General features: G+C 56.5%; 19 protein-coding genes and 1 pseudogene. 6 read left to right on the forward strand and 14 right to left on the reverse strand.

Going from position 1 to position 20291, the window contains the following annotated elements; genetic code table 11:
* Positions 1-441: 441 nt before the first annotated feature.
* The gene (locus tag MN188_RS17690; RefSeq protein ID WP_242106701.1) at positions 442-1497 is read right to left on the reverse strand and encodes a PqqD family peptide modification chaperone; all 1056 of its coding nucleotides are present in this window, start codon (positions 1495-1497) and stop codon (positions 442-444) included.
* 417 nt (positions 1498-1914) lie between these two features.
* On the opposite strand from MN188_RS17690, the gene MN188_RS06135 reads away from it, so the two are divergent.
* Positions 1915-2202, forward strand: coding sequence for a hypothetical protein (locus MN188_RS06135; RefSeq protein ID WP_242106702.1), 288 nt, complete (start codon positions 1915-1917; stop codon positions 2200-2202).
* A gap of 80 nt (positions 2203-2282) precedes the next feature.
* Positions 2283-2603 (forward strand): hypothetical protein, encoded by a 321-nt coding sequence (locus MN188_RS06140; RefSeq protein ID WP_242106703.1) that lies wholly within the window; start codon positions 2283-2285, stop codon positions 2601-2603.
* A gap of 1042 nt (positions 2604-3645) precedes the next feature.
* Here the strand turns inward: MN188_RS06140 and MN188_RS06145 are convergent.
* The 8 genes from MN188_RS06145 to MN188_RS06180 form a co-directional block, all read right to left on the reverse strand.
* Positions 3646-3825 (reverse strand): hypothetical protein, encoded by a 180-nt coding sequence (locus tag MN188_RS06145; RefSeq protein WP_242106704.1) that lies wholly within the window; start codon positions 3823-3825, stop codon positions 3646-3648.
* A 638-nt stretch (positions 3826-4463) separates the two neighbouring features.
* Positions 4464-4916, reverse strand: coding sequence for an SRPBCC family protein (locus MN188_RS06150; RefSeq protein ID WP_242106705.1), 453 nt, complete (start codon positions 4914-4916; stop codon positions 4464-4466).
* Positions 4917-4948: 32 nt separating this feature from the next.
* Positions 4949-6277, reverse strand: coding sequence for a TRAP transporter large permease (locus tag MN188_RS06155; RefSeq protein WP_242106706.1), 1329 nt, complete (start codon positions 6275-6277; stop codon positions 4949-4951).
* Positions 6274-6840 (reverse strand): TRAP transporter small permease subunit, encoded by a 567-nt coding sequence (locus MN188_RS06160; RefSeq protein WP_242106707.1) that lies wholly within the window; start codon positions 6838-6840, stop codon positions 6274-6276. Before MN188_RS06160 ends, MN188_RS06155 begins: the two co-directional genes overlap by 4 nt.
* An 86-nt stretch (positions 6841-6926) precedes the next feature.
* Positions 6927-7985, reverse strand: coding sequence for a C4-dicarboxylate TRAP transporter substrate-binding protein (locus MN188_RS06165; protein WP_242106708.1), 1059 nt, complete (start codon positions 7983-7985; stop codon positions 6927-6929).
* Positions 7986-8033: 48 nt separating this feature from the next.
* The gene (locus MN188_RS06170) at positions 8034-10415 is read right to left on the reverse strand and encodes a xanthine dehydrogenase family protein molybdopterin-binding subunit (RefSeq protein ID WP_242106709.1); all 2382 of its coding nucleotides are present in this window, start codon (positions 10413-10415) and stop codon (positions 8034-8036) included.
* Positions 10412-10912 (reverse strand): (2Fe-2S)-binding protein, encoded by a 501-nt coding sequence (locus MN188_RS06175; protein ID WP_242106710.1) that lies wholly within the window; start codon positions 10910-10912, stop codon positions 10412-10414. Before MN188_RS06175 ends, MN188_RS06170 begins: the two co-directional genes overlap by 4 nt.
* Complete coding sequence (locus MN188_RS06180; protein ID WP_242106711.1) at positions 10909-11742, reverse strand: FAD binding domain-containing protein; 834 nt, start codon at positions 11740-11742, stop codon at positions 10909-10911. Before MN188_RS06180 ends, MN188_RS06175 begins: the two co-directional genes overlap by 4 nt.
* 129 nt (positions 11743-11871) lie before the next feature.
* On the opposite strand from MN188_RS06180, the gene MN188_RS06185 reads away from it, so the two are divergent.
* Positions 11872-12516, forward strand: coding sequence for a TetR/AcrR family transcriptional regulator (locus MN188_RS06185; RefSeq protein WP_242106712.1), 645 nt, complete (start codon positions 11872-11874; stop codon positions 12514-12516).
* Between the two features lie 639 nt (positions 12517-13155).
* Here the strand turns inward: MN188_RS06185 and MN188_RS06190 are convergent.
* The 3 genes from MN188_RS06190 to MN188_RS06200 all read right to left on the reverse strand — a co-directional run bounded on the left by MN188_RS06190 (position 13156) and on the right by MN188_RS06200 (position 16149).
* Complete coding sequence (locus tag MN188_RS06190) at positions 13156-15117, reverse strand: hypothetical protein (RefSeq protein ID WP_242106713.1); 1962 nt, start codon at positions 15115-15117, stop codon at positions 13156-13158.
* A 68-nt stretch (positions 15118-15185) separates the two neighbouring features.
* A complete protein-coding gene (locus MN188_RS06195; protein WP_242106714.1) occupies positions 15186-15548 on the reverse strand; it encodes a YrdB family protein in 363 nt (120 codons plus the stop codon).
* An 88-nt stretch (positions 15549-15636) separates the two neighbouring features.
* The gene (locus MN188_RS06200; RefSeq protein ID WP_242106715.1) at positions 15637-16149 is read right to left on the reverse strand and encodes an SRPBCC domain-containing protein; all 513 of its coding nucleotides are present in this window, start codon (positions 16147-16149) and stop codon (positions 15637-15639) included.
* A 128-nt stretch (positions 16150-16277) separates the two neighbouring features.
* On the opposite strand from MN188_RS06200, the gene MN188_RS06205 reads away from it, so the two are divergent.
* Positions 16278-17171 carry a LysR family transcriptional regulator gene (locus tag MN188_RS06205; protein WP_242106716.1) on the forward strand — a complete coding sequence of 298 codons (894 nt, stop codon included), beginning with the start codon at positions 16278-16280 and terminating at the stop codon, positions 17169-17171.
* Positions 17172-17343: 172 nt separating this feature from the next.
* Here MN188_RS06205 and MN188_RS06210 read toward each other — a convergent pair whose 3' ends face one another.
* Positions 17344-17493, reverse strand: a complete 150-nt coding sequence (locus tag MN188_RS06210; RefSeq protein WP_242106717.1) for a hypothetical protein — start codon at positions 17491-17493, stop codon at positions 17344-17346.
* A gap of 42 nt (positions 17494-17535) precedes the next feature.
* Here MN188_RS06210 and MN188_RS06215 point away from each other — a divergent pair, with 42 nt between their 5' ends.
* Positions 17536-18267 (forward strand): YqcI/YcgG family protein, encoded by a 732-nt coding sequence (locus MN188_RS06215; protein ID WP_275116085.1) that lies wholly within the window; start codon positions 17536-17538, stop codon positions 18265-18267.
* 565 nt (positions 18268-18832) lie between these two features.
* Here the strand turns inward: MN188_RS06215 and MN188_RS06220 are convergent.
* Positions 18833-19150 (reverse strand): annotated as a pseudogene (locus MN188_RS06220) (site-specific integrase); the annotation flags it as partial.
* A 706-nt stretch (positions 19151-19856) separates the two neighbouring features.
* Here MN188_RS06220 and MN188_RS06225 point away from each other — a divergent pair.
* A complete protein-coding gene (locus MN188_RS06225) occupies positions 19857-20288 on the forward strand; it encodes a c-type cytochrome (RefSeq protein ID WP_242106718.1) in 432 nt (143 codons plus the stop codon).
* The last annotated feature ends 3 nt before the right edge of the window (positions 20289-20291 follow it).

Consider the following 20291-nt stretch of genomic DNA (forward strand, 5'->3'; position numbering starts at 1 on the left):
AAATAACGGCACCGGATGCGCCTACAATCAAAACCGTGAAGGTCGGTCTGGCCCCAGTTTCAGAAAACCCGACATGTAAAAACTTGCCAGGGTGTTCGGCACGAACATTGCCCAGCACCTCGTGCAAGGGACGGGCGTCACCACGCGCGATCGCGCGTTGGGCACGCTGGTAATCCCGGCGCGATATCTGGGCGTCTCCCGAGATCGCGGCTCGTTTGCAACTCCCCGGCCCACTGGGCTGTGAAACAACGCCGTCGGATGCGTCACTCGGCGTGCTTGCCGGGCTGGGTGGTGTTGCCCGGCTTGCGGGCGACGACGAAGATGAACTTGATGATGCTCTGGCCATGCTCAATCCAGCCAAACCAGGGGCGACATAGGCCCCGACCGCGCCTAAACCCAGACGCTTCAAAGCCTCCCGGCGTGATATGCGATTGCCGGGCTTCATTGCGCAGCAACCTTTGCGGCCACCGGCATGATAAGACACGCCTCGGCCAGACCGCGCATCAACTGCTCGCTGTCCATGGCGATCTGATCAGCAGCGACATCGGGAAAGGCCGCGGCGAGAATGGACGCGACTTCGGTCAGATCGGTCGGCTCTTCCAAAAGCCGCCAAATCGCAGCGGAAACGGGGTTTAGTCGGAAAATGGCCAGACCCGTGCCATCTGCAAGGAAACTATCGTCACCCGCCGGCGTCTCGGTCACGTTCGCGGCCTGAATATACTGCAGTTCCGCTGCGAATTCGGGTGCGGGTTGATCGGCCTGGCTCAACGGTGCCTGGCGATCATCCTGTGGGAGCTCTGCAAACCTGGCTGCCGGGAGCGATTTCAAGTCGGAATGGTTCGATAGGTATTCCGCTGCTACCTCGGCATTGTGATAGCTCAACCGGTAGATCGGAAGGTGCCGGGTGATCACCTCGATGGACTTCAAAATCGCGCCCGCGTGTCGCGTGCGGGCAAAGTTTTGAGTGATCAGGCTTTCCAGCGCATCTTCACGCGCCATGGGGGCAAGGGTCGGTTCGACCGGATCATCCTGTCGGTCGAGCACCACCAAAGCACCAAGCGGGAGTGTTTCGTCGTGTGGCGCGATTTCCGCGTCAAAAATGTATTTGTATTGCGGGTTCGACGGGCCACGATCCTGTTCCACCCAAGCGTGAAAAGCGTCGCTGAAGCCTTTCGGAAGAGGAAGACGAATACGCGGCGCTGCCCCGTTCGCAACGCCAAGACAGCTCTGACTGGTCGCATCAACACGGACGGGCAAAAAATCGTCCGTGTAGAGTTGCCGCCCAAGCCGCGCCAGCGCAATGGCAAGCGTGCTTTTGCCTGCACGTCGCGCATTGGGGAAGACAATCAACCGTCCATCGAAGTTCACAGCCGCGGCATGTAGGCAAAGCAGTTCGGGCTCGGACCGCAGACGCTCCCAGGCCATTTCGGCCACGAGATCACAGACCGTGTTGACCGTGTCCCATTTCCGAACGTCGGAAGGGGCGTCTTCAGCCACCAGCGACCACCAACCGTTGTCAGCTGGGCCAATCGTCACAAAAGGTGGACTGTCGGGGCGTGTCGAGGAAATCTGATGAGGCCACGCGGATAAAACCTCTGATGCCATCAACTCAAAGGGCGCCGCGTTTTCAAGCGCGACGGGTTTATCCAATCCTTCAAATTTCAGATACCGCGTATTTGCCACGTTTCGATCCTGGGCTGGTGTCTCTCATGCTACACAATTTCCATCGTGCCCAAAAGCAGTTCGGTCTGCCAGCAAAGGAAATGCAGGCAGACCGGTTTTTGAGAACGCGCTAATTTCGCTTAGACTTGGCTACACACTTTAACCCCGTCTTCGCGCATTACGACGATACCGCCGGAGGCTTCGCACTCGCTTGACGACACAGTCTCAGCTGCACCGCTTGGGCCGCTGGCCGTGGAAGGAACCGACGTTGCGCTGGGCGTGGAAGATGCCGACGCAGCACTTGCGGTCGAGGCAGCACTTGCGGTCGAGGCAGCGCTTGCCGCCGAGGCCGCGCTGGCTGCAGACGCAGCGCTGGCGACTGAGCTTGCACTGGAGGCATGTGCCGCAGAAAGCGTGGTCAATGTGGGGGCCACATACGCAGCCACTGCAAGACCACCGATGGCTGTGAAAGCCTTCCGGCGGGAAAGCACTTTGTTATTCTGTTCGGTCATTTGCTCTATCCTTCATTCTCGGTTCTGACGCCTTTGGTTTTGCGCCTCGAATCATTTCTAGCGAATGCGCCCTTTCAAGTGTCTGAACCGGATTGTCAGCGTTTTGTCATGTTCAAAACGGGAATGGCGGGCAGCCCCTATCATGCATCAGTTGTGCCCTTTTGGATCCAAGCTGCCACTTCCGTTGCCACTGAGTTATGCCCTGAGGCGAGCAGCACCATTGTGTCACTCAAACAGGTCATTCTGATCAATCGTGTCATTTCACAGGAAACTGGCCTTCGCTCGAAAATCATTCTGGGCGGGCCAGATTTTTTTTGGGGGGGGTGCAGCGAAAGCAGCCTAGCATTTGCCGCTCCCTTTCTGCGCAAATCGCGAGCGAACTCTCCTTGCTCTATCAGCTCCTATAACAACGAGGCTGGCGAAAAGTGATCGCCTCACCTTGATGGTCCAATGTGAACGTTCGTGCATGGGTGGCCTGGATCCACCAGGGCGATGGTATCCGGGGCCGGAGGGCAGAGGCCTAGGGCACCATGAGGTCGTTTGGTGTTGTAGCCCCCCTGAGGAGCAGACCTCTGGGCCAAATGAGGCGAACCGCTGGCTTGAGCCCAGTGCGGACCGCAAGTTCAAACGTGTTTCTTTTCTTTGGGCAATTTCCGGTAAATCGCGCTCACTTTCACCATTTTACGATGTAAGAGACAAAGCAGTCATTGGTTGACCCAAGGGCGTTTGGTCTGCCCAAATCTCGCAGACCAAGAAAACGAGAATGGCAGGGCTGCCAGCCCCGCCCCAACTCATGAGAACAACCCGAAACAGAAGTTGGAGCGACGGTCAGGATGCCGTATCTTCCCAAAACTTGGATTTGAGAAAAACGGAAAATTTTTCGAGTGAAAATGAAAAACACATCCCCTTTTCTCCGCCAGGATCGAAGCCTAGCCGACATTTTGTTGGTATGAGGCATGGTCGTAATCGGGTCATCCCTTCTGATTTGCCTGCAGGTGACTGGAACACGGGTACTCGCGTCGTTTTCGTGGTTTGCGTCTCTGGGCGCAAGAAAGATACTGGCTGACCGAGAGCACCTGCTGGATGCCGGATATGAGGCCTATGTTCGCGACCATACGCTCCTCCTCGAAAACGCATTTACGATTTTCCCAATCGCATTGAACTTGGCGCTGGCAATCCGGTACGCCTTTTTGCGGCTTGGAGGGCGCGCGCAGAAAAGGACCGGAATCCTGGACGGACGGGCCATGTTAGCATCGGATTTGGCGTTTTCACCGGGCGTTCTCTGGAAGCTTCTGTTCCTGTTTCTTTTTGTGGTATTCGCATTTCTGTCTTTTCCCACCCCTTTCTGCTTCGGGGAGGTGAACTGTTCGGCCTACCAGGTCGGGTTATTTACAAAGGACACAGTTTACCTTCTTGAATTTGCAAACGCCTTCTACTTCATCGGGTATTTGGCGTTCTGGCAACCAATCTATCACCTGTTTTTCATTAACTCACACACACAAAGGATTTCGTAGCCGGTAGAAACACATTCTTTGTTTGATACAGATAAACCAGTCGCAAACTGGGCGACAATCGTTGATGCGGCGGGTTCCATAAGTATGCGACCAATGTCCTCAATTGCGACTTCATCATCTTCTGCGACGCTGGCCATGACCAGCCAGGCGGCAAGTATCTGCCCTATCTTTGGACGGGTCGGATGAATGCGGCGGTGAACTCAATTTTCCGACGTGCAACCAACTAGGGCTACGGAACACCCCGCTCTCACTGGAGATCAAGCTTGCATTGCTGGACCGTTAAGCTCTCAGAGAGACCGCCAGAGTGCGGACATTCTGAGGACTACCGGCAAGGCTAGCATTGTCCGCTCAGCAGACCGTGGCGCGAGCCGCAGCGAAGAGCAGCCTTGAGCCTAGAAGGGCAGTATGCTGCGTTTCTGCCAATGCCCGATCTAGTTCTCAAATGCGCTGTTTCGAAGTCTTGCGCCGCGGCCAGGTACGGCAACCGAGCTGTGCTCTGGGTCATAGTATACTCCATAGCTTGCTCCGATGTATGCTAGGGGGAGGGAACGTTCGACTTAGACCACCGTGAAGAGATTTTGATGGAAGCGAAAACGGTTTTGCCGATCGAAATTGGTCGCTAAGCGAGGTCTGTCAGATAATGCCTGGCGACCGCCCCACTCCCTACGAACAGGTCTGCACTAATTTGGTCTCCTGGGGCAATCAGATCCATGTCAATCCAACCCAGCAGATGCCGGGCCCAAAAACCTGGACTACAGTTTAAACGCCACCCCAGTCAGACTGAGCCATCCTCGCCAACGCGATCGGCAAAACTATTGAAGAACTTCGCTGACAACTTCTTGGCAGTGCCTTGGATCAACCGGCTACCCAATTGTGCGAGTTTTCCACCAATTTCCACCTTCGCGTCATAGCGCAGCAACGTGCCGTCTGGGTGGGGTTCAAGCGCGACGTCGGCACCGCCTTTGGCAAAGCCAGCGGCGCCTCCACTCCCCTGTCCCACCAGCGAAAATCGATCTGGCGGCGAGTCAGGTTTGAGCGTGACATCGCCCTTGAACTTGGCCTTCACCGGCCCGATCTTGAGGACGACCTTGGCTTCAAGTTCCGTATCAGAATGTTTGACCAATTCCTCGCACCCCGGAATGCAATCCCGGAGGATTTCGGGATCGTTCAGCGCAGCAAAAACAACGTCTTGAGGCGCGTTGATGACAACTTCGTCACTAAGTTCCATATCTGAATCCTAAATGTTTCAGGGGCCCAAGGTCACAAGAACAGCGTCGATGTGATCGGAAAAATCGCGACAATGATCAACACGATCAACATCACACCGACGAACGGCATCGTCGCCGCGAATATCTGTTCAACCGACACATTCGGATCGTTCATCGTATTGTGCACCGTGAACACCGATATACCGAACGGCGGGGTCAGCAACCCGATCTCTACAGCCAGCACAGTGATGATCCCGAAGTGGCTCAGATCGATGCCCATCCCCTGCGCGATCGGTGCCGCAATCGGGACCATGATCAGAAGAATCGAGGAGCTGTCGAGGATCATCCCCATCAGCAAGATGATGGCCGCGTAAAAGAACAGAAAGCCATAGGGGCCAAAGCCGGATCCTTGAACAAGACCCTCAATGGCACTGGGCAGGCCCGCGATGGACAACATCCGCGAATAGAAGCTCGCCGCGATCAACAACAACAGGATCGACACGGAAATGACCCCGGTTTGCTTCATCACGTCCCACAATTTGTGGCGGTCCAAAGACCGGCGTGAGATCGCGACGATCAAGGCACCGAAGGCACCAATGCCGCCCGCCTCGGTCGGGGTGAAATAGCCGGAGTAGAGCCCGCCTAGCACCAAAAGCACCAGCGCGAGGATCGGGAATATCTTCGCCGCCATCGTTCGGAACGGCATTTTCTGCGCGCTGACATCCAGCCGCCGGGTTCTGGACGCATCTGGATCGGTCAGGACAAAGCTGGGAAACGCCACCGTCAGGCCGATCAGCATGATGACAAAGCCGCCCGCCAACATGATCCCCGGCAAGATGCCCGCGATGAACATCCCGCCAATCGAAACCTCGGCCAGAACGCCGTAAATGATCAGCAAAAGGCTGGGTGGAATAAGCATGCCAAGCACCGACGATCCCGCGACCGTTCCCGCAGAAAACGCCGGACGATACCCGTGACGCGTCATCTCGGGCACAGCGACCCGTGTAAACACGGCAGCAGACGCGATGGACACGCCTGTTACTGCGGCAAAAATCGTGTTGGCCGCAACGGTCGCGATGCCCAGGCCGCAGATCATACGGCGCAGCAGATCTTCGGCGACTTCAAAGGTATCACGCCCGACGTTGGACACGCTGACCAAGAGACCCATCAGGACGAACAGTGGAATGGTGGCGAACAGATAGTCGGCGATGCCGCTATATGCCGTCAGTTCCAGCATTTTGAATGCCAAATCCAAATTGTCTCGGATGATCCATATCCCCACGAAGGCGACGGCAAACAGCGCATAGGCAATCTGCATCCCCAACAAGACAAGTCCGATCAGGACAGCGATCAGGATGAAACCAATGGTCAATGTGGTCATGGGGTGCTGCTCTGGAAACTGCGGATTTCTTCGGACACGCGGTAGAGCGCTGACAGCGATGCCACCATGCTCCCAAAGACTGTGATGGCGCGGAACGGCGCCGTTGGAATGGTGAACACCCCCTGCACGCCAAAGAATTCCGCCCCTTGCCAGGCGTCCATCAGTTTTGGCCACGAAGCCCAAAATATCAGTGCAAATATGACCGCACCGGTCAGTGCGAAAAAGCTTTCGAGCAGAGCTATTAAACTCGGCGACGAGCCCTCTAAGCGCCTCACGAGGAAATCGGCCCGTGTCAGGCGCTTTTGCTGGATCGCTGCGGCGACTTGCAGGAACACGATCGCAACGATTGTGCGCGCCGCGATCTCGGATACGCCGGTGATTGGCGCATTAAAGAAATTTCGTCCCAGAACATCAGCAACGACAAGCACCATGAGCGCCCCGACGCATAGCGTCCCGATAGACGACATGACGGCAGCCACGGTCCCCAACACGGCACCGAAGGGCGCGTCGGCGAATTTTGGGACTGTGGGGTGGTCTCTTGCAGCCGGATTGACTTTGTTCATTTTCGATCACTCATGCTTGGGCGCATTCGGACATGCACCCGTCCAAACGCGCCGGACGGGTGCCTCATTAGAAGGTGTTAATGAAATTAACGACCTTCGTCCCAATTGCGAAGTGGCGTCGCACCGCGTTCACGCAGGGCGTCGAAATAGGCGGAAAGGACAACCTTGCCTGCTTCGCCCGTCTGCTCAAGCCAGGGCGCCACGATATCTGGCAGGCCTTCAACCCACGCGGTTTTCTCGGCGTCCGGCAATTCATGCACGGTCAGCCCAGCAGCCTGCATTTCGACCATGGCGCGTTCTGCAAGACCCGCGACATAGTCGCCGTGCGCCACAGACGTCGCTTTGGCCGCCTCGCGGAACGCGGCTTGAACCGGCTCTGGCAGGCCGTTGAAGAAATCCTCGTTCGCTGCAATCCCGCCGAAATACATCGAGCCGATACCAACACGGGTCAGCTCTGGTGCGACCTCATAAACGCGTGTCGGCAAGATGCCGGACGCAAAGGACAACGTGCCTTCGGTGACACCGGTCTGGATGTTGGTGTAATAGGTGGTCAACGCACCGTCGACCGGCGTCGCGCCGGTTTCCTGCAGCCAATTGGCCGAGGTGCCGGGCGCATTCAGCTTGCGATTTTGCAGGTCTGCCATCGTCTTGACAGGGAAGGTTGCATAGATGTCGTAGCTGTCGGTGATCAGCGACGACAGGTGCACCATGCCATTCTCGGACCAGCTGTTGGCAAGCTCGGGCAGGTTCTGGCTCAGGTCGTCGAAAATCTCGATGATCATCTTGTGATCAGACGTCGCGAACGGCGTGAAGTAGGTCACGTTTTGCAAAGGCATGTTCGCACCTTCCCAAACCGTGCCGACCATGCCGACGTCGACGATGCCATCCATCACGGCTTCGCGGGTATCCGTGAATTTGTAAAGGGTGCCGGCATAGGCCTCGGCCCAATTCACCTGATACTCATTTCCCGCTTCGGCCAGGATGCGGTTCACCTCTGGCTGAAATGTGTTCTTCATCGCATAGACCCAGATATTGGCCTCCGGGTGCGATGATCCGATATTGACGGTGACCTGCTCTTGCGCAGATGCCCATCCCGCTACGGACACGCTCAGCGCTGCAGCGGCAGTGAAAGTGGTAAACTTCATGGTCTTTCCTCCCTTGGTGAAAATGCCTCCTCGCATTTTCGGTTTGATTTATTCTTCGATCGTTCCCAACGCGCGCAAAATGCGTTCGGGTGTAAATGGCATGGCGCTGACCTGCGCACCCATGGGGCGCAGCGCGTCATTGATGGCGTTCATAACGGCGGCTGGTGCCCCTGCGGTTCCCGCCTCCCCCGCACCCTTGGCCCCAAGCGCGCTTTCCTTGGTGGGTGTTTCGACATGCCCGATGATCATGTCCGGCATCTCAGCGGCCATGGGCACAAGGTAGTCAGCCATGGAGCCGTTCAGAAGCTGCCCATCTTCGTCGTAGTGGACTTCTTCAAACAGCGCCCCACCGAGACCCTGAACAATCCCGCCCCGAATTTGCTCATCCACCAATTGCGGGTTGATGATGCGCCCGCAGTCTTCGACGCACCAGTGCTTCAACAGCTTCACTTCACCGGTGTCGGTATCGACTTCGACGTAGCTGGCTTGCACACCGTTTGTGAAGGCGAAGGGATATTCGGAGGTGATGTAGTGCCGGGTCTGAACCAGTTCTCGGGGCAAATCCTCGGGCAATGTGTCGCCTCGAAAATAGACGATCCGCCCCAATTCCTCGAGCGGCATACGCGCCGTACCTGACTCACTGTCAACAACTTCGCCGTCGCGAATATCGAGGTTGCTCTGGTCGGCCTGCAGCATGGCCGCGGCGACCTCAAGTATAGAATCGCGCAACGCACGCCCCGCGCGCAGGGCCGCTTCGCCCCCGATACCCGCACCGCGGGATGCCCATGTGCCGCCGCCGTAGGGCGTGACCTGTGTATCTCCGGTAATGACGCGCACTTTGGAGGGCAGGACGCCGACGCTTTCGGCAACGATCTGGCTCAGCATCGCTTCGGTGCCCTGTCCTTGTTCGGTCACGCCAGAGAGTGCTACGATTGATCCATCCGGATCCATCCGGACCGTACAGCCGTCCTGCGCCGAAATCCGCGCGCCGCCAATGCCATACATGAACGGCGACGGGTTGGTGAGTTCGATAAACGTCGCGATCCCGATGCCACGATGGATCCCCTTTTCACGAGCTGCCGCCTGATCCGCTCTCAGCGCGTCGTAGTCCATCAACCCGACCAGCTTGTCCATGCTTTGGTGATGCGACAGCCCTTCAAACCGCATTTTCGCAGGCGAGGTGACCGGATAGGCGTCATCGGCATACATATTGCGCCGCCGGATTTCGATCGGGTCCATGCCAAGTTCGGCCGCAGCCATGTCAACCAGCCCTTCGGTGATCGCCACGGCAATCGGGTGACCAACCGCGCGATACTGGCAGGTGGGTGTCTTGTTCTGGAACACCACTGTCGTCTTGGCGCGGTAATCGGCAAAATCATATGGTCCGCCGCACAGGTTGATCACCTGATTGCCCTCGATCGCCGAGGTGCGTGGATAAACGGAATACGCGCCAATCGCTGTCCAGTCATCCACATCGAACCCAAGGATCTTCCCATCCTTGTCTACCGCGATCTTCGCGTCAATCTTGTGATCGCGCGCATGAATGTCGGTCGTAAAGCTCTCAAGTCGATCGGCAATGAACTTGACCGGACGCCCCATGATTTTGGCGATCGCGGCGGTCGCCACTTCGTCAGGGTAGACGTGAACCTTGATGCCATAAGACCCGCCCACATCGCCGCAGATCACTCGCACGCGGGATTCCGGCAGATCCAGATGTTTGGCAAGCACGGTCTGCATCATATGCGGCGCCTGCGTCGCATGATACGCCGTCATCTGGGTTTCGGCGGGGTTCCAGTCAACCAAAATGGATCGGGGTTCTAGCGTGACGCCGGTATGCCGCGCAGTACTGAACTGCGCTGAAACGATCTTGTGTGCGCCAGCAAAAGCCGCGTCGAGATCGCCTTCCTCATTCACCCGCTGGAACGCCAGGTTGTCGCCCATTTCAGGGTGCAACACCGGTGTGTCCTTATCAAGCGCGGTCATCATATCAGTCACGACAGGCAGTTGTTCATAGTCTACGTCAACCAATTCCGCGGCGTCCTCGGCAGCGGCGCGGGATGTGGCGACCACGGCGACAACAGGTTCCCCGACCCAACAGGCGCGATCAACGGCCATCGGGTGTTCTGGCGGGGATTTCAGACCCTTGAGGTGCGCAAGCACGGCCACCCAAGGCGTGCAGACCTCAGCCAGATCCGCGCCCGTGAACACGCGCAACACACCTTTGACCGACGCCGCATCCACGGTTTCGATCCCCTGGATTTTCGCGTGTGCAAAAGGCGAGCGGACAAACGCCACATGAACCATGCGCGGCAGCACGATGTCGTCGACGTATTTACCTCGTCCCTCGACCAACCGTGCCGCGTTGGGGCGCGGAACAGTCTTGCCGATGTAGGAATTCGGGCGATCGGGATTGCCGAATTGAACGCTCATGACGTCACCTTACCCGTCCGCTTTTGCGCAACGCTTTCGACAGCGTCCACAATGGCCTCATACCCTGTGCAGCGGCAATAATTGCCTGAAAGATGTTCGCGGATAACGGCCCGATCAGGCACGCCACCCTTGGCCAGAAGCTCCTCCACGGCAACGAGCATGCCTGGCGTACAGAACCCGCATTGCAACGCGTTTCGCGCAACAAAGGCGTCTTGAAGATCACGGATTGCATCAGTGTCTGACAGGCCTTCGACCGTCCAGATATCCGCCCCGTCAAGCTGGGCCGCCAGCGTCAGACATCCGCGCACCGTTTCGCCGTCAACGCGGATGGTGCAGGCGCCACAGACGCCATGTTCGCAACTGGCATGTGCTCCGGTCAGGCCTAATTCCTGACGCAGGAAATCGACGGCATGTTGCCCCGCAGGCACGCGTGCTTGCACAGCTTCACCGTTCACCGTCAGATCAATCTCAACCTTGTCGCGGAACATCTCGCTCATCGGACGTCTCCTGTCATTTGGTCAACCGCGCGTCGCAAAAGGACCCCTGCGATATGGCGTCGGTAACTCGCGCTGGCGTTGGTGTCGCTTGATGGGTCAATCTCGGCGCGCAGGGCCGCCACGGCCCCATCGATATTGCCCGCATCCAGCATTGCCATCGCGCCGGTGGCCAGCTCGGGTTGTTCTCCGACTGACAACATCGTCAAACGATGGCCGGCCTGTCGTTTCACAAGGCACAGCCCGGCCAGGGCATAGTCGCCGGACCGGCGCGTCACTTCTTGCAGAACCTGGCGTTCACCTGCCTCGGCCTTCGGAATAGTGATTGCCATCAGTACTTCCTCGGGTTCCAGATCAGTTTCGAAAAGGCCAAGAAAAAAGTCCTCGACGGCAATAGTGCGGCCTCCGTCGGGCCCCATGATTTGCAGCGTGGCCCCCAACGCAAGCACACAGGCTGGAAACTCAGCAGCCGGGTCGGCATGTGCAAGCGCACCACCGATCGTGCCGCGATTGCGGATCGTGGCATGCGCGATAAACTTGACGGCATCGGCCAACAACGGCGCGTGTTCCTTGATCAGGGCATTGTCGCCCACTTCAACATGTCGTGTAAGCGCCCCGATGCGAATGGTATCGCCTTCATCGGTGACGCCCCGCAGCTCTGACAGACGCGAGATATCCACGAGCAGATCGCCAGCTGTCAGACGCATATTCATCGCAGCCACAAGGCTTTGCCCCCCCGCCAGCACACGCGCCATACCGTCAGCAGAATCCAAAAGCTTGATCGCGTGCTGCAGGTCCGTTGCCCGCGCATAGCCGCCTACAGATGCTTTCATTCGTAGTGCCCCCCGGTAAGCCCGCACACCCCATGCCGACTAATGATCACTTGATCAATACTGTTGATCACATGATCAATAAACCGAATAATATTGCAAGAAGATTCTTTTCTGCCCACAAACCGGACCATGGATATGAACAAACAAAACGTTGCCGACGCGGACTCGGGGCCCAAGATGAAACCTCGCCGTTTGCATCCTGAAGAACGCCGTCAGCAGATCATCGATGAGGCTGTCGCCTTTTTCGCCGAAGTTGGGCTGGATGGAAAAACCCGTGACCTCGCCAAGAAGATCGGCATCACACAATCGCTTCTTTTCAAATACTTCGCGACCAAAGATGCCCTGATCGAAGCGGTGTATGAACAGGTCTACCTGAACAGGCTTTCATCAGAATGGACCCACCGCATAGTGGATCGAAGCGTCCCTCTTCGCGACCGCATTTTGGCATTCTACAGCGATTACAGCACGCTCATCTTCGAATACAACTGGATGCGGATTTTCATGTTCTCAGGTTTGGCGGGCGCTGAACTCAATCGGCGCTACTTGGATCACATGCACCAGATGATATTGCGCCCTCTTTTGGAGGAAATCCTCGTCGCCTCGCCCAATACGGTGACCCCAACCATGGAAGATCTTTGGAATCTCCACGGCGGCATCGTCTACATTGGTATCCGGCAACACATCTACCGAATGCCGTGCCCAGACGATCCAAATGAAGCGATCGAACGTTCAGTTGATCGTTTCCTAAAAGCGTTTTCAGTCGCAACTCCATAACAAAAACAGGCATCCTTTATAAAAAGGGACATCACGCCAGCTTGGGGGAAAGAAGCTGTGTCCTTGCCGGGCGTGTTCGAATTGGCTTGCCAGCGCCACGCAGACAACTTTTGTTTTGGAGTGGCAAAACGGGAGCGTGGACATCAGGTGAAGCCGATAGTTACACCCCCAAAACACCCTTTGAGCCAGTAATGTGTTCAAACAGCGGGGTGTTCACAGACGAAGCCGGTCGCCGCGGTGCAGGCACGGTCTGCTGGCTTGATTTCGTCTTTCAGCCGCTTGTCGATTCTAAAGACATCGCCCCAATCATGGAAAACATCGGGTTCTCACCATTGAAGATGTTTTTGATGCCCCTGGAAAGCCCACATTCGGGCCAACGCAGCGAGCGACCGGAAAGTCCCGCTTAACGGCCGTTGGGATGATGTGCAGCGACAGGCAGGTCACCACCCGAAACGGACTTGGCCGAACACGATGGAATGTGATTGCAAGTGGCGGCCTATCGTCCGCCAACCGAGTCTTCCCTAGGGTCACCTTCGGGTCACTCAGTAGGCGTGACACCATTACCTGTTTTCTGCACCTCAGCAGCACGGAAACACCCAAGATTGAGAGCGGGAGACTTCAGCGTGATCCCTAGGTGCCTCAGGGCTTGAAGCAGCCGCATGCCTCCGCCTCCGCCACCCGAACCTGATGGAGAAGAGTTTCAATCCGGCTTTCCAAATCCGAGTAGCGTTTGGCCATTGGCTCAAAATAGGCAGCAGCCTCCAGCCAGCTTGTGGATTCATTCGAGTGGTCGAGGATCTGGTACAGCCGGTAGAGATCATGCGCGGATGACAGCGCCTGAAGGGTCACCAACACCGCGCCAACAGCATTCACCCGGGCTGAAGTCGTCGCCATTGCTTCGGCGCCAAACTTCAACTCCACCAGCATATCTACCAACAACCCCAATTCAGTGGCTGCCCCGAAATCCAATAGCTGATCATCAATTGGTTTTTGGCTATCCTCAAAGACTTGTTCACTGGCGACTTCGGCCAGCTCTTTGTTTACCAATTCTGCCCACCATACGGCCGTCTGCCTGGCTTGTAGCGCCATCTCTGTATTGATTTTGCGTCCATCTGCAAAGTGAGGCAGGACACCCTCAAGCGGCTTGTACAGGGCTTCCAGCCGCTCGGAATCGCATTCGAGGACAAGGGGCAATGCCTCCAAGGCATCCACAAAACTTGGTTGTCCGTCAGCGCCCCAGACCTCCTTTGACAGAAACTGGTCCAGCAGCTTTCGCCCAGAGATGGATGTGAGGGCAGCGCGTATTTCCTGATGGGTGAATTGTGATATTACCGGGGGGGGCGCAGGTGCGTCGCGGGCGGCGTTTTCCATCGGGAACGTGCCATACAACAAGCGCCCCGGTAAAGCTGACACCGGCGTGAGGTCTGTACGTGATTGCTGGGCTGCAATTGCCGGATCACCTTTCGTGCCGGAAAGCGCGCGAATGGCTTTCACATATTTTGAATCGCAGTTCGAGAAATCGACCCCGAACGAGTCCTGGGTAATTTCCTCCCAAGAACCAGTTTCAGTTTGCATGGACAGCTTCGCGACAATGTCCGCCGTCGCTTCCAGTTGCCCGTCATCGAGCCTGGGTTCTGCGAACTCAAGCGTCAGCTGCGACGGTCCCTGCCACGGCATGTCGCAAATTAGCCCCACGCAAGAAAAGGATCCCCCGACAACGGTCAGATCCAATTCCGAACTGAATGTCAGGCGCACGGCAGATGGATCAGCGTTTCCCGTGGACGTGACCTCATAGTTCACGCGGCGGGCGGCGCGATGCTCGGGCCTGTCCGGCTGATCGAACGGGACTGAAAACAGCCCAAGATCGATTGACCAGGCTGCCGTGCGACCCAATTCAAGCTGCGGGCGCAGGTTTGCCAGGTTGGTGAAGTGGCGGTTCTCAAACAGGGAATGAAGCAACGGCACATGATCCAATTCAAGTCCATTTTCTTCCATAGCTGGGATATTGAGAGTGAACAGGATGCGCCCGATTTCCTCGTGAGTTTCGAAAAACGCCAAGAGATCAGCAATGTCCTGTTCAAAGGTATTTGTTGGCTCAGGCGGTGTTTCGTCCAAGAGTTGCCGCAGGCGTTGCAAACCTTGAAAATGGTGGTCGAAGTACCCCTCCCCGTCCGGCAGGGTGACCCTGGCAATTTTTGTCTGGAGCTCGCAGACAATGCCGGTGCAAATGGTCAGGAAATCTGTTGCGACACCTTCATTTAGCATCCGAGAAGCTTGCTCTTCATACGCGCGGCGCATTGGTGAACCCGGCGCATATTGGTCAATCAGATGATCAGGCACGATCTCCTCGGCGGCGCCAGGGTATAAAAAGAGCTTGCCTGGCTCAATCGTCAGGAGGTGAGTAACCAAACCTTTGTCGATCAGAAGATAAAAAGAGTCTTGGGACTTGGCGGGTACCGACCACATGACAAGCGCAAAAATGAGCAAGATTCTGGGCAATTGGACCCTCCTTCCTGCGACAATAGCACAAAGATTGACGCCGATGGGCTGATATTCCAAATGCCGACGTTGGAAGGGCGCGTAGGGGATATTATGCGACATGGATGCTAGAGCCGTTCGGTGTGGCCAGATCGTTCGGCACAGCAGACCTCCGCCGCGCAGACCAGAAGCTAGTTTTGAAGCAGCCAGGCGATGCGATCGGCCCACAGGAGATAATGCAAGATGACGAGAGCGGCTAGCGAAGGCCCCGCCCAGTTGTACTCGGCCGCGTGAAGGGCCCCGGCGCCGCCAAACAGGATGGCGAATTCCAGCATCAGGCGGAGCCCGCCCGATACCGGGACCGGAGCGTTGCCTGAGCGACTCGGGTCGTCCGGAACGGCGAACACACCCCAAAGGGACATGAGCACCGCGAGGACGACGATCACGGCAAGGTAGCGCCACCAGCCTTCGGTGAGCGTCCAGCCGAGCACACTGAAACCACCGAGGGCGGCGATTTCAAGAAAGAAGCGCAGTGCGAGGTTTGCGGGATGCATGATGGGTTTCCTTTGGTGAGGGCCTGCTTGATCGGGCAAGACCGCGACAACCGGGCCGCAGTCTTTGCTTTGGCGTTCGGTCCGGACTTCAGCTCTTTCCTTCGACCCGTGCCTTCAGCGCTTCGTTCATCGCCATAAAACCCTGGTGGGTGTCTTCACGAATGAGAGCGATGAGAGGAAAGCCGAGCAGGCCAGTGAAGTTTTCGCCATGATGAAAGATCGTGGTTCCGCGGTCGGTTTCCTCGAGGATAAAATAGTGCTCACCATCGAAGATGCCCCTGAATCCGAGGCGACCGACCCACCGGAGTTCCTTATTCTCTGCGGCGACGAGCACTTCCGGTGTGAAGTCCATCTTTGAGCTGCCATCAGCGCCAACAGTGACCTGCAGGTAGGTTCCGGTTTCCAGATCACCCGAAATATTCCGCACAAATGGATTCCAGTCGGCGTACGCTTCGGTGTGGGCCAGTTGCGCCCAGACGGCGTCGGCCGGAGCGTCGATTTCAATTTCGGTTGTGATGGAGGGGCCAGTGATCTGCCCGATGGCGAAGCCTGCGACAAGTGCGGTTGCGGCGATGGCGGCGGTGGTTGTGAGTATCGACATGGTTTGGGTCCTTTTGGTGTGAGCCGTTTTGACCGGCGTGTTTGAACTGAACTCAAGATGCGGTATGCGATTGACTTGATAAATTGACTGAATTTCGATAATAACTATAAAAAATTATAGAGATGCCGATGCAGCTTTCCTGGGACCACATCCGAACCTTTCAAGCGGTTGCACAGCACGGCTCGCTCCTGGCTGCGTCCCGCCATCTTGGGCTGACACAGCCCACGGTCGGCCGCCACATTGATCTTATGGAGGAACGTCTGGGGTTCACGCTTTTCACACGGGGCCGCGAGGGTATGCGGTTGACCGACAAGGGCGCGGACCTCGTGGCCACCGCGGGCGAGATGCTGGGGATTGCGACCGACTTCGAACGCGCAGCGTCTGGTTTGGAGGAGAGGATCGAGGGGACGATCCGGATCTCTGCCAATGAGATCCTCGGCGCCCTGTTGCTTCCCGGCTTGATCGCGGCGTTCATGGCCGAACACCCGATGATCGAGATCGAGATCGAGGTCAGCAATGAGGCGACAAACCTGCTGAAACGCGATGCCGACATCGCGGTGCGCATGTTCCGACCGACCCAGAACGATCTTGTCGCGCGCAAAATCCGCGACCTGCCGCTGGGGCTCTTCGCACACGCGCGCTATCTCGAACGCCATGGCAATCCGCGGAGTATCGACGACCTGAAGTCCCATGTGCTTATCGGGCTGGACCGCAATCCGTCGTTGATCGCGGCCTATGGCGCCGTCGGCCTACCCCTGACCCCAAACAGCTTCCAGTTCCGCTGCGACAACAACATCGCTGGCATAAACGCAGTCCGCACCGGCATCGGGATCGGACCTTTGCATATCGGCATGGCGTCGCGCTGGCCCGAGGTTGTCCAGGTCTTGCCGGACCTGCCCGTTCCCCCGCTGAACCTCTGGCTCGCTTGTCACGCAGACGTGCAACACAACAAGCGCATCCGGCTGGTGATGGACTACTTCGCCGAGCGTATGAAGGCGCCTTACGAGGCCATGCTTGCCTAGTTCGACGCCGACCATGCACCTCGTGTTTCATCGCGCCTGCGCCCCATTCGCGGTGATGCGGTCGCTCCGTTGGTTCTGCTTCTTCGCGTACTGATATCCGGCGTTACCGGCGGGTCAATCCGCCGCCCGGTAATCGAATGTAGCTGCGATGAACGCCCCGAAAAACCGGGTATCAAACCGGCAATAGGTGCAGCACGACTGAGCCCAGTCGGCCGCGGGTCAAGCCAACAACGCGTTCCAACTTGCCCTGCAAAATGATGCGGAAGTAGAACTCTTCGATGAACGCAGGCTGGTCGCCGTCAACTTCCTTGCACAATCTCAATGCTGCCTACATATTCCCTTCAACGAATGTAGTGAGGTTGAATTGGCACTCGTAGCGCAGAAAAACCTTTCCCAAGCCGGGATTCCTGAATGGCAGAGGGCGACTTACAATGACTTAGCCGAGCGTCTCGCATCTCCTTCGGATTTTCCCTGCACATTCTCACAAAACGCTTTCCATCGAGAGTTGCTTCAATTCTCTTTCATTGACGCCCCCGGTGAGAAAGGGTTTCGAACCGGGATGCGCGATCTTCTTCAATACATTGCAGACTGCAATCATTGGGACGGGCGGCTGGACAGTGCCAAACCCCTACTGATGGTTTTCTCTGAGCATGCAGCCAGTTTTGATACTATTGAACAATATCATGAATTTGGGTGGCAGGTGCTACAGAGTTGGCACGAAAACGATCCTACCCCCTGGCCCAGTGATGTCTCAAAAACGCCACTTGAACCATTTTGGTCATTTTGCTTCGGAGGATTGCAATTATTCGTGAACATGTCTGCTCCACTGCATACCAAACGTCGCAGTCGAAACCTCGGTCGTCATTTCACTTTGGTGATCAATCCACGTGAACGCTTTGACTTGGTGGCGGGGGACACGCCCGAGGGTGAGAGGGTGCGATCCAAAATCAGGGCGCGGTCTAGTGACTATGATGAGGTGGCGCATTCGCCCTTATTGGGTCGCTATCAAAAGGGTGAACTGGAATGGGTTCAATACTCCCTTTCCGAGGACAACTCAGCCGCACTCAATGAGTGCCCCTTCCAATTCAGGGGTTGATGCCAGCACCGCAAACGGCAGTTAATCTGACACGCGCTCGAGCAATTCTACCAAAGTTTTCCGTGAAAAATGTGGCTGGGCAATAATCTACCCAGCCACGCCCTGTTGGACTTTTGTCGTCGACGGCACGCAAAGGGAGGAGGTATCACGCACAATCTCCGTTGTGGCTTCAGAATGCCGCGCCGCAGAAAATGCTCAAGAAAGATCACCCGCAGTCACGAAATTGAAATCGATTTGGCGCATTTACGGTCAGTTTTCGCGGCCCACGCAAAGACTTTGGGCAGATCTGGTCTCATTCTTTCGTGTCCCCCTCCACCATTCCGTTGCTGCTTTTCGATTTTCATTTCAATCCGCGAGAACTTGAACCGATGGCAATTAAAGCTTTGCCTACATCGCTCTCGTTCAGAGCAGACATCGATGCATCCCACAGCATCGGTCAAAGAGGACTCCAAGCTGGCATTGGCTACAAGATGACTGAATGACCGGTTCGGGCCGTCCCTGTCGAACGGCCCATATGTTTAGATTTCGATAGCTTCTGCAATTGCCAGTGCATCTTCTAATTCGCGACAGAAGCGCGCGCACCTTCCGAAATCTCGAACCGAACTGTCTTTTGGGTTTTACTCTGCAGTACCGAGGCCCGTTCTTTTATCTGACCTGGTGCCACCACGTCGACGACTTGCATGCGAACTAGATCACAGCCACGAAGCTTGCTGTCGATAGCCATGTTGAACAGGGCGAGGTCTCGATGATTTTCGGCGAGTTCCAGTCGTACCCTAGTCGCCCAGACATGTTTGGGTTTCAGTGGACGTTTCTGGCCGACGATGCGTCCCTTGTTCCAGGCAGGGCGAAGTGTTCGAATGGCAGGTAAGTTTAGTGTTTCCATGACTGATCCTCCGATCCGCCACGCCCTCCCACAACGACAACCCGACGTTGACAAAGCACTGTATCACAAGATGCTGCGCTGCATCCGAGGTCTGCATTGAGCCCATTTTCTCGAATGCTGCGTGATGGTTGCACGTCTGCTATCGGATGAGTGGCTCTTTTCTTAGGGCGGTTGCAGTTCACACCACCTGACAATGGGCCCGCGTTGTAATGGATCGGAACCTGAGATAGTTTCACTGTGTGAAGTGCCTTCGAAACATAACCTCAACATTGCTTGTTGTTCTTCTGGTCTTTTTGACGGGGCTAAGCAGCGCTGCGCATGCTTTATCAATGGATTGCCTTGGTGGGCATTGTGACGAGCACATGGTTATGCCCGGGCTCGAAAACCACACTGGCCACGCTTTGGGGGAATTGACGGGCAGCACACCGCTTGGATCAGATGGGATAGCGCATGACGAATGCAATCCATTCCTGTGCAATTCTCTCGCGCTACTACTGCTAACGTCCGACGCAGTTTTTGATCAATCCGAGACCGTATTGGGTTGGCAAGTTGGCCACCTCTCGACACTAGAAGAGCCGGACAACCCGGACAGACCACCCAACCTTTGAATCAGGATTTCACCGCTGTTTGCGTAAGTGATCAGCGTTATTGAAAGGTCGCAGGAATACTGCGGCCAGCCTTTGTTTCACAAGGTTAGGACCAATCCATGAACCGAAAATATATCGTGATCGGCGCGTGCGCCGTGGCAGCCGTCGCTGCATACCTCGTTCTTCGACCCGGCCCCGCAGAGGAAGCCGCGCAAGCGGCACCTGTTGAAGGTAACGCGATTGTCGCGATCCAGATGCCGCCAATCGACGGCAATGCAGCGATCGGCCAACGAATATTCGGGAATACGTGTGCAGCATGTCACGGCACCAACGCTGTTGGGGTTGAGGGTGCGGGGCCGCCGCTGATCCATGTTATCTATGAACCCAGCCACCATGCCGACGAATCTTTTCAGCGCGCAGTCGCGTTAGGCGTCAGAAGCCATCACTGGCGTTTCGGCGACATGCCTCCGGTTGAAGGTCTGATCCGTGGCGATGTTGCCATGGTCATCGCCTATATCCGCGAAATTCAACGCGCCAATGGAATTAACTGAGGA

Origin of the sequence: Aliiroseovarius subalbicans (assembly GCF_022678625.1) — a bacterium.
In the GTDB taxonomy this organism is placed as follows: Bacteria; Pseudomonadota; Alphaproteobacteria; order Rhodobacterales; family Rhodobacteraceae; genus Aliiroseovarius_A; species Aliiroseovarius_A subalbicans.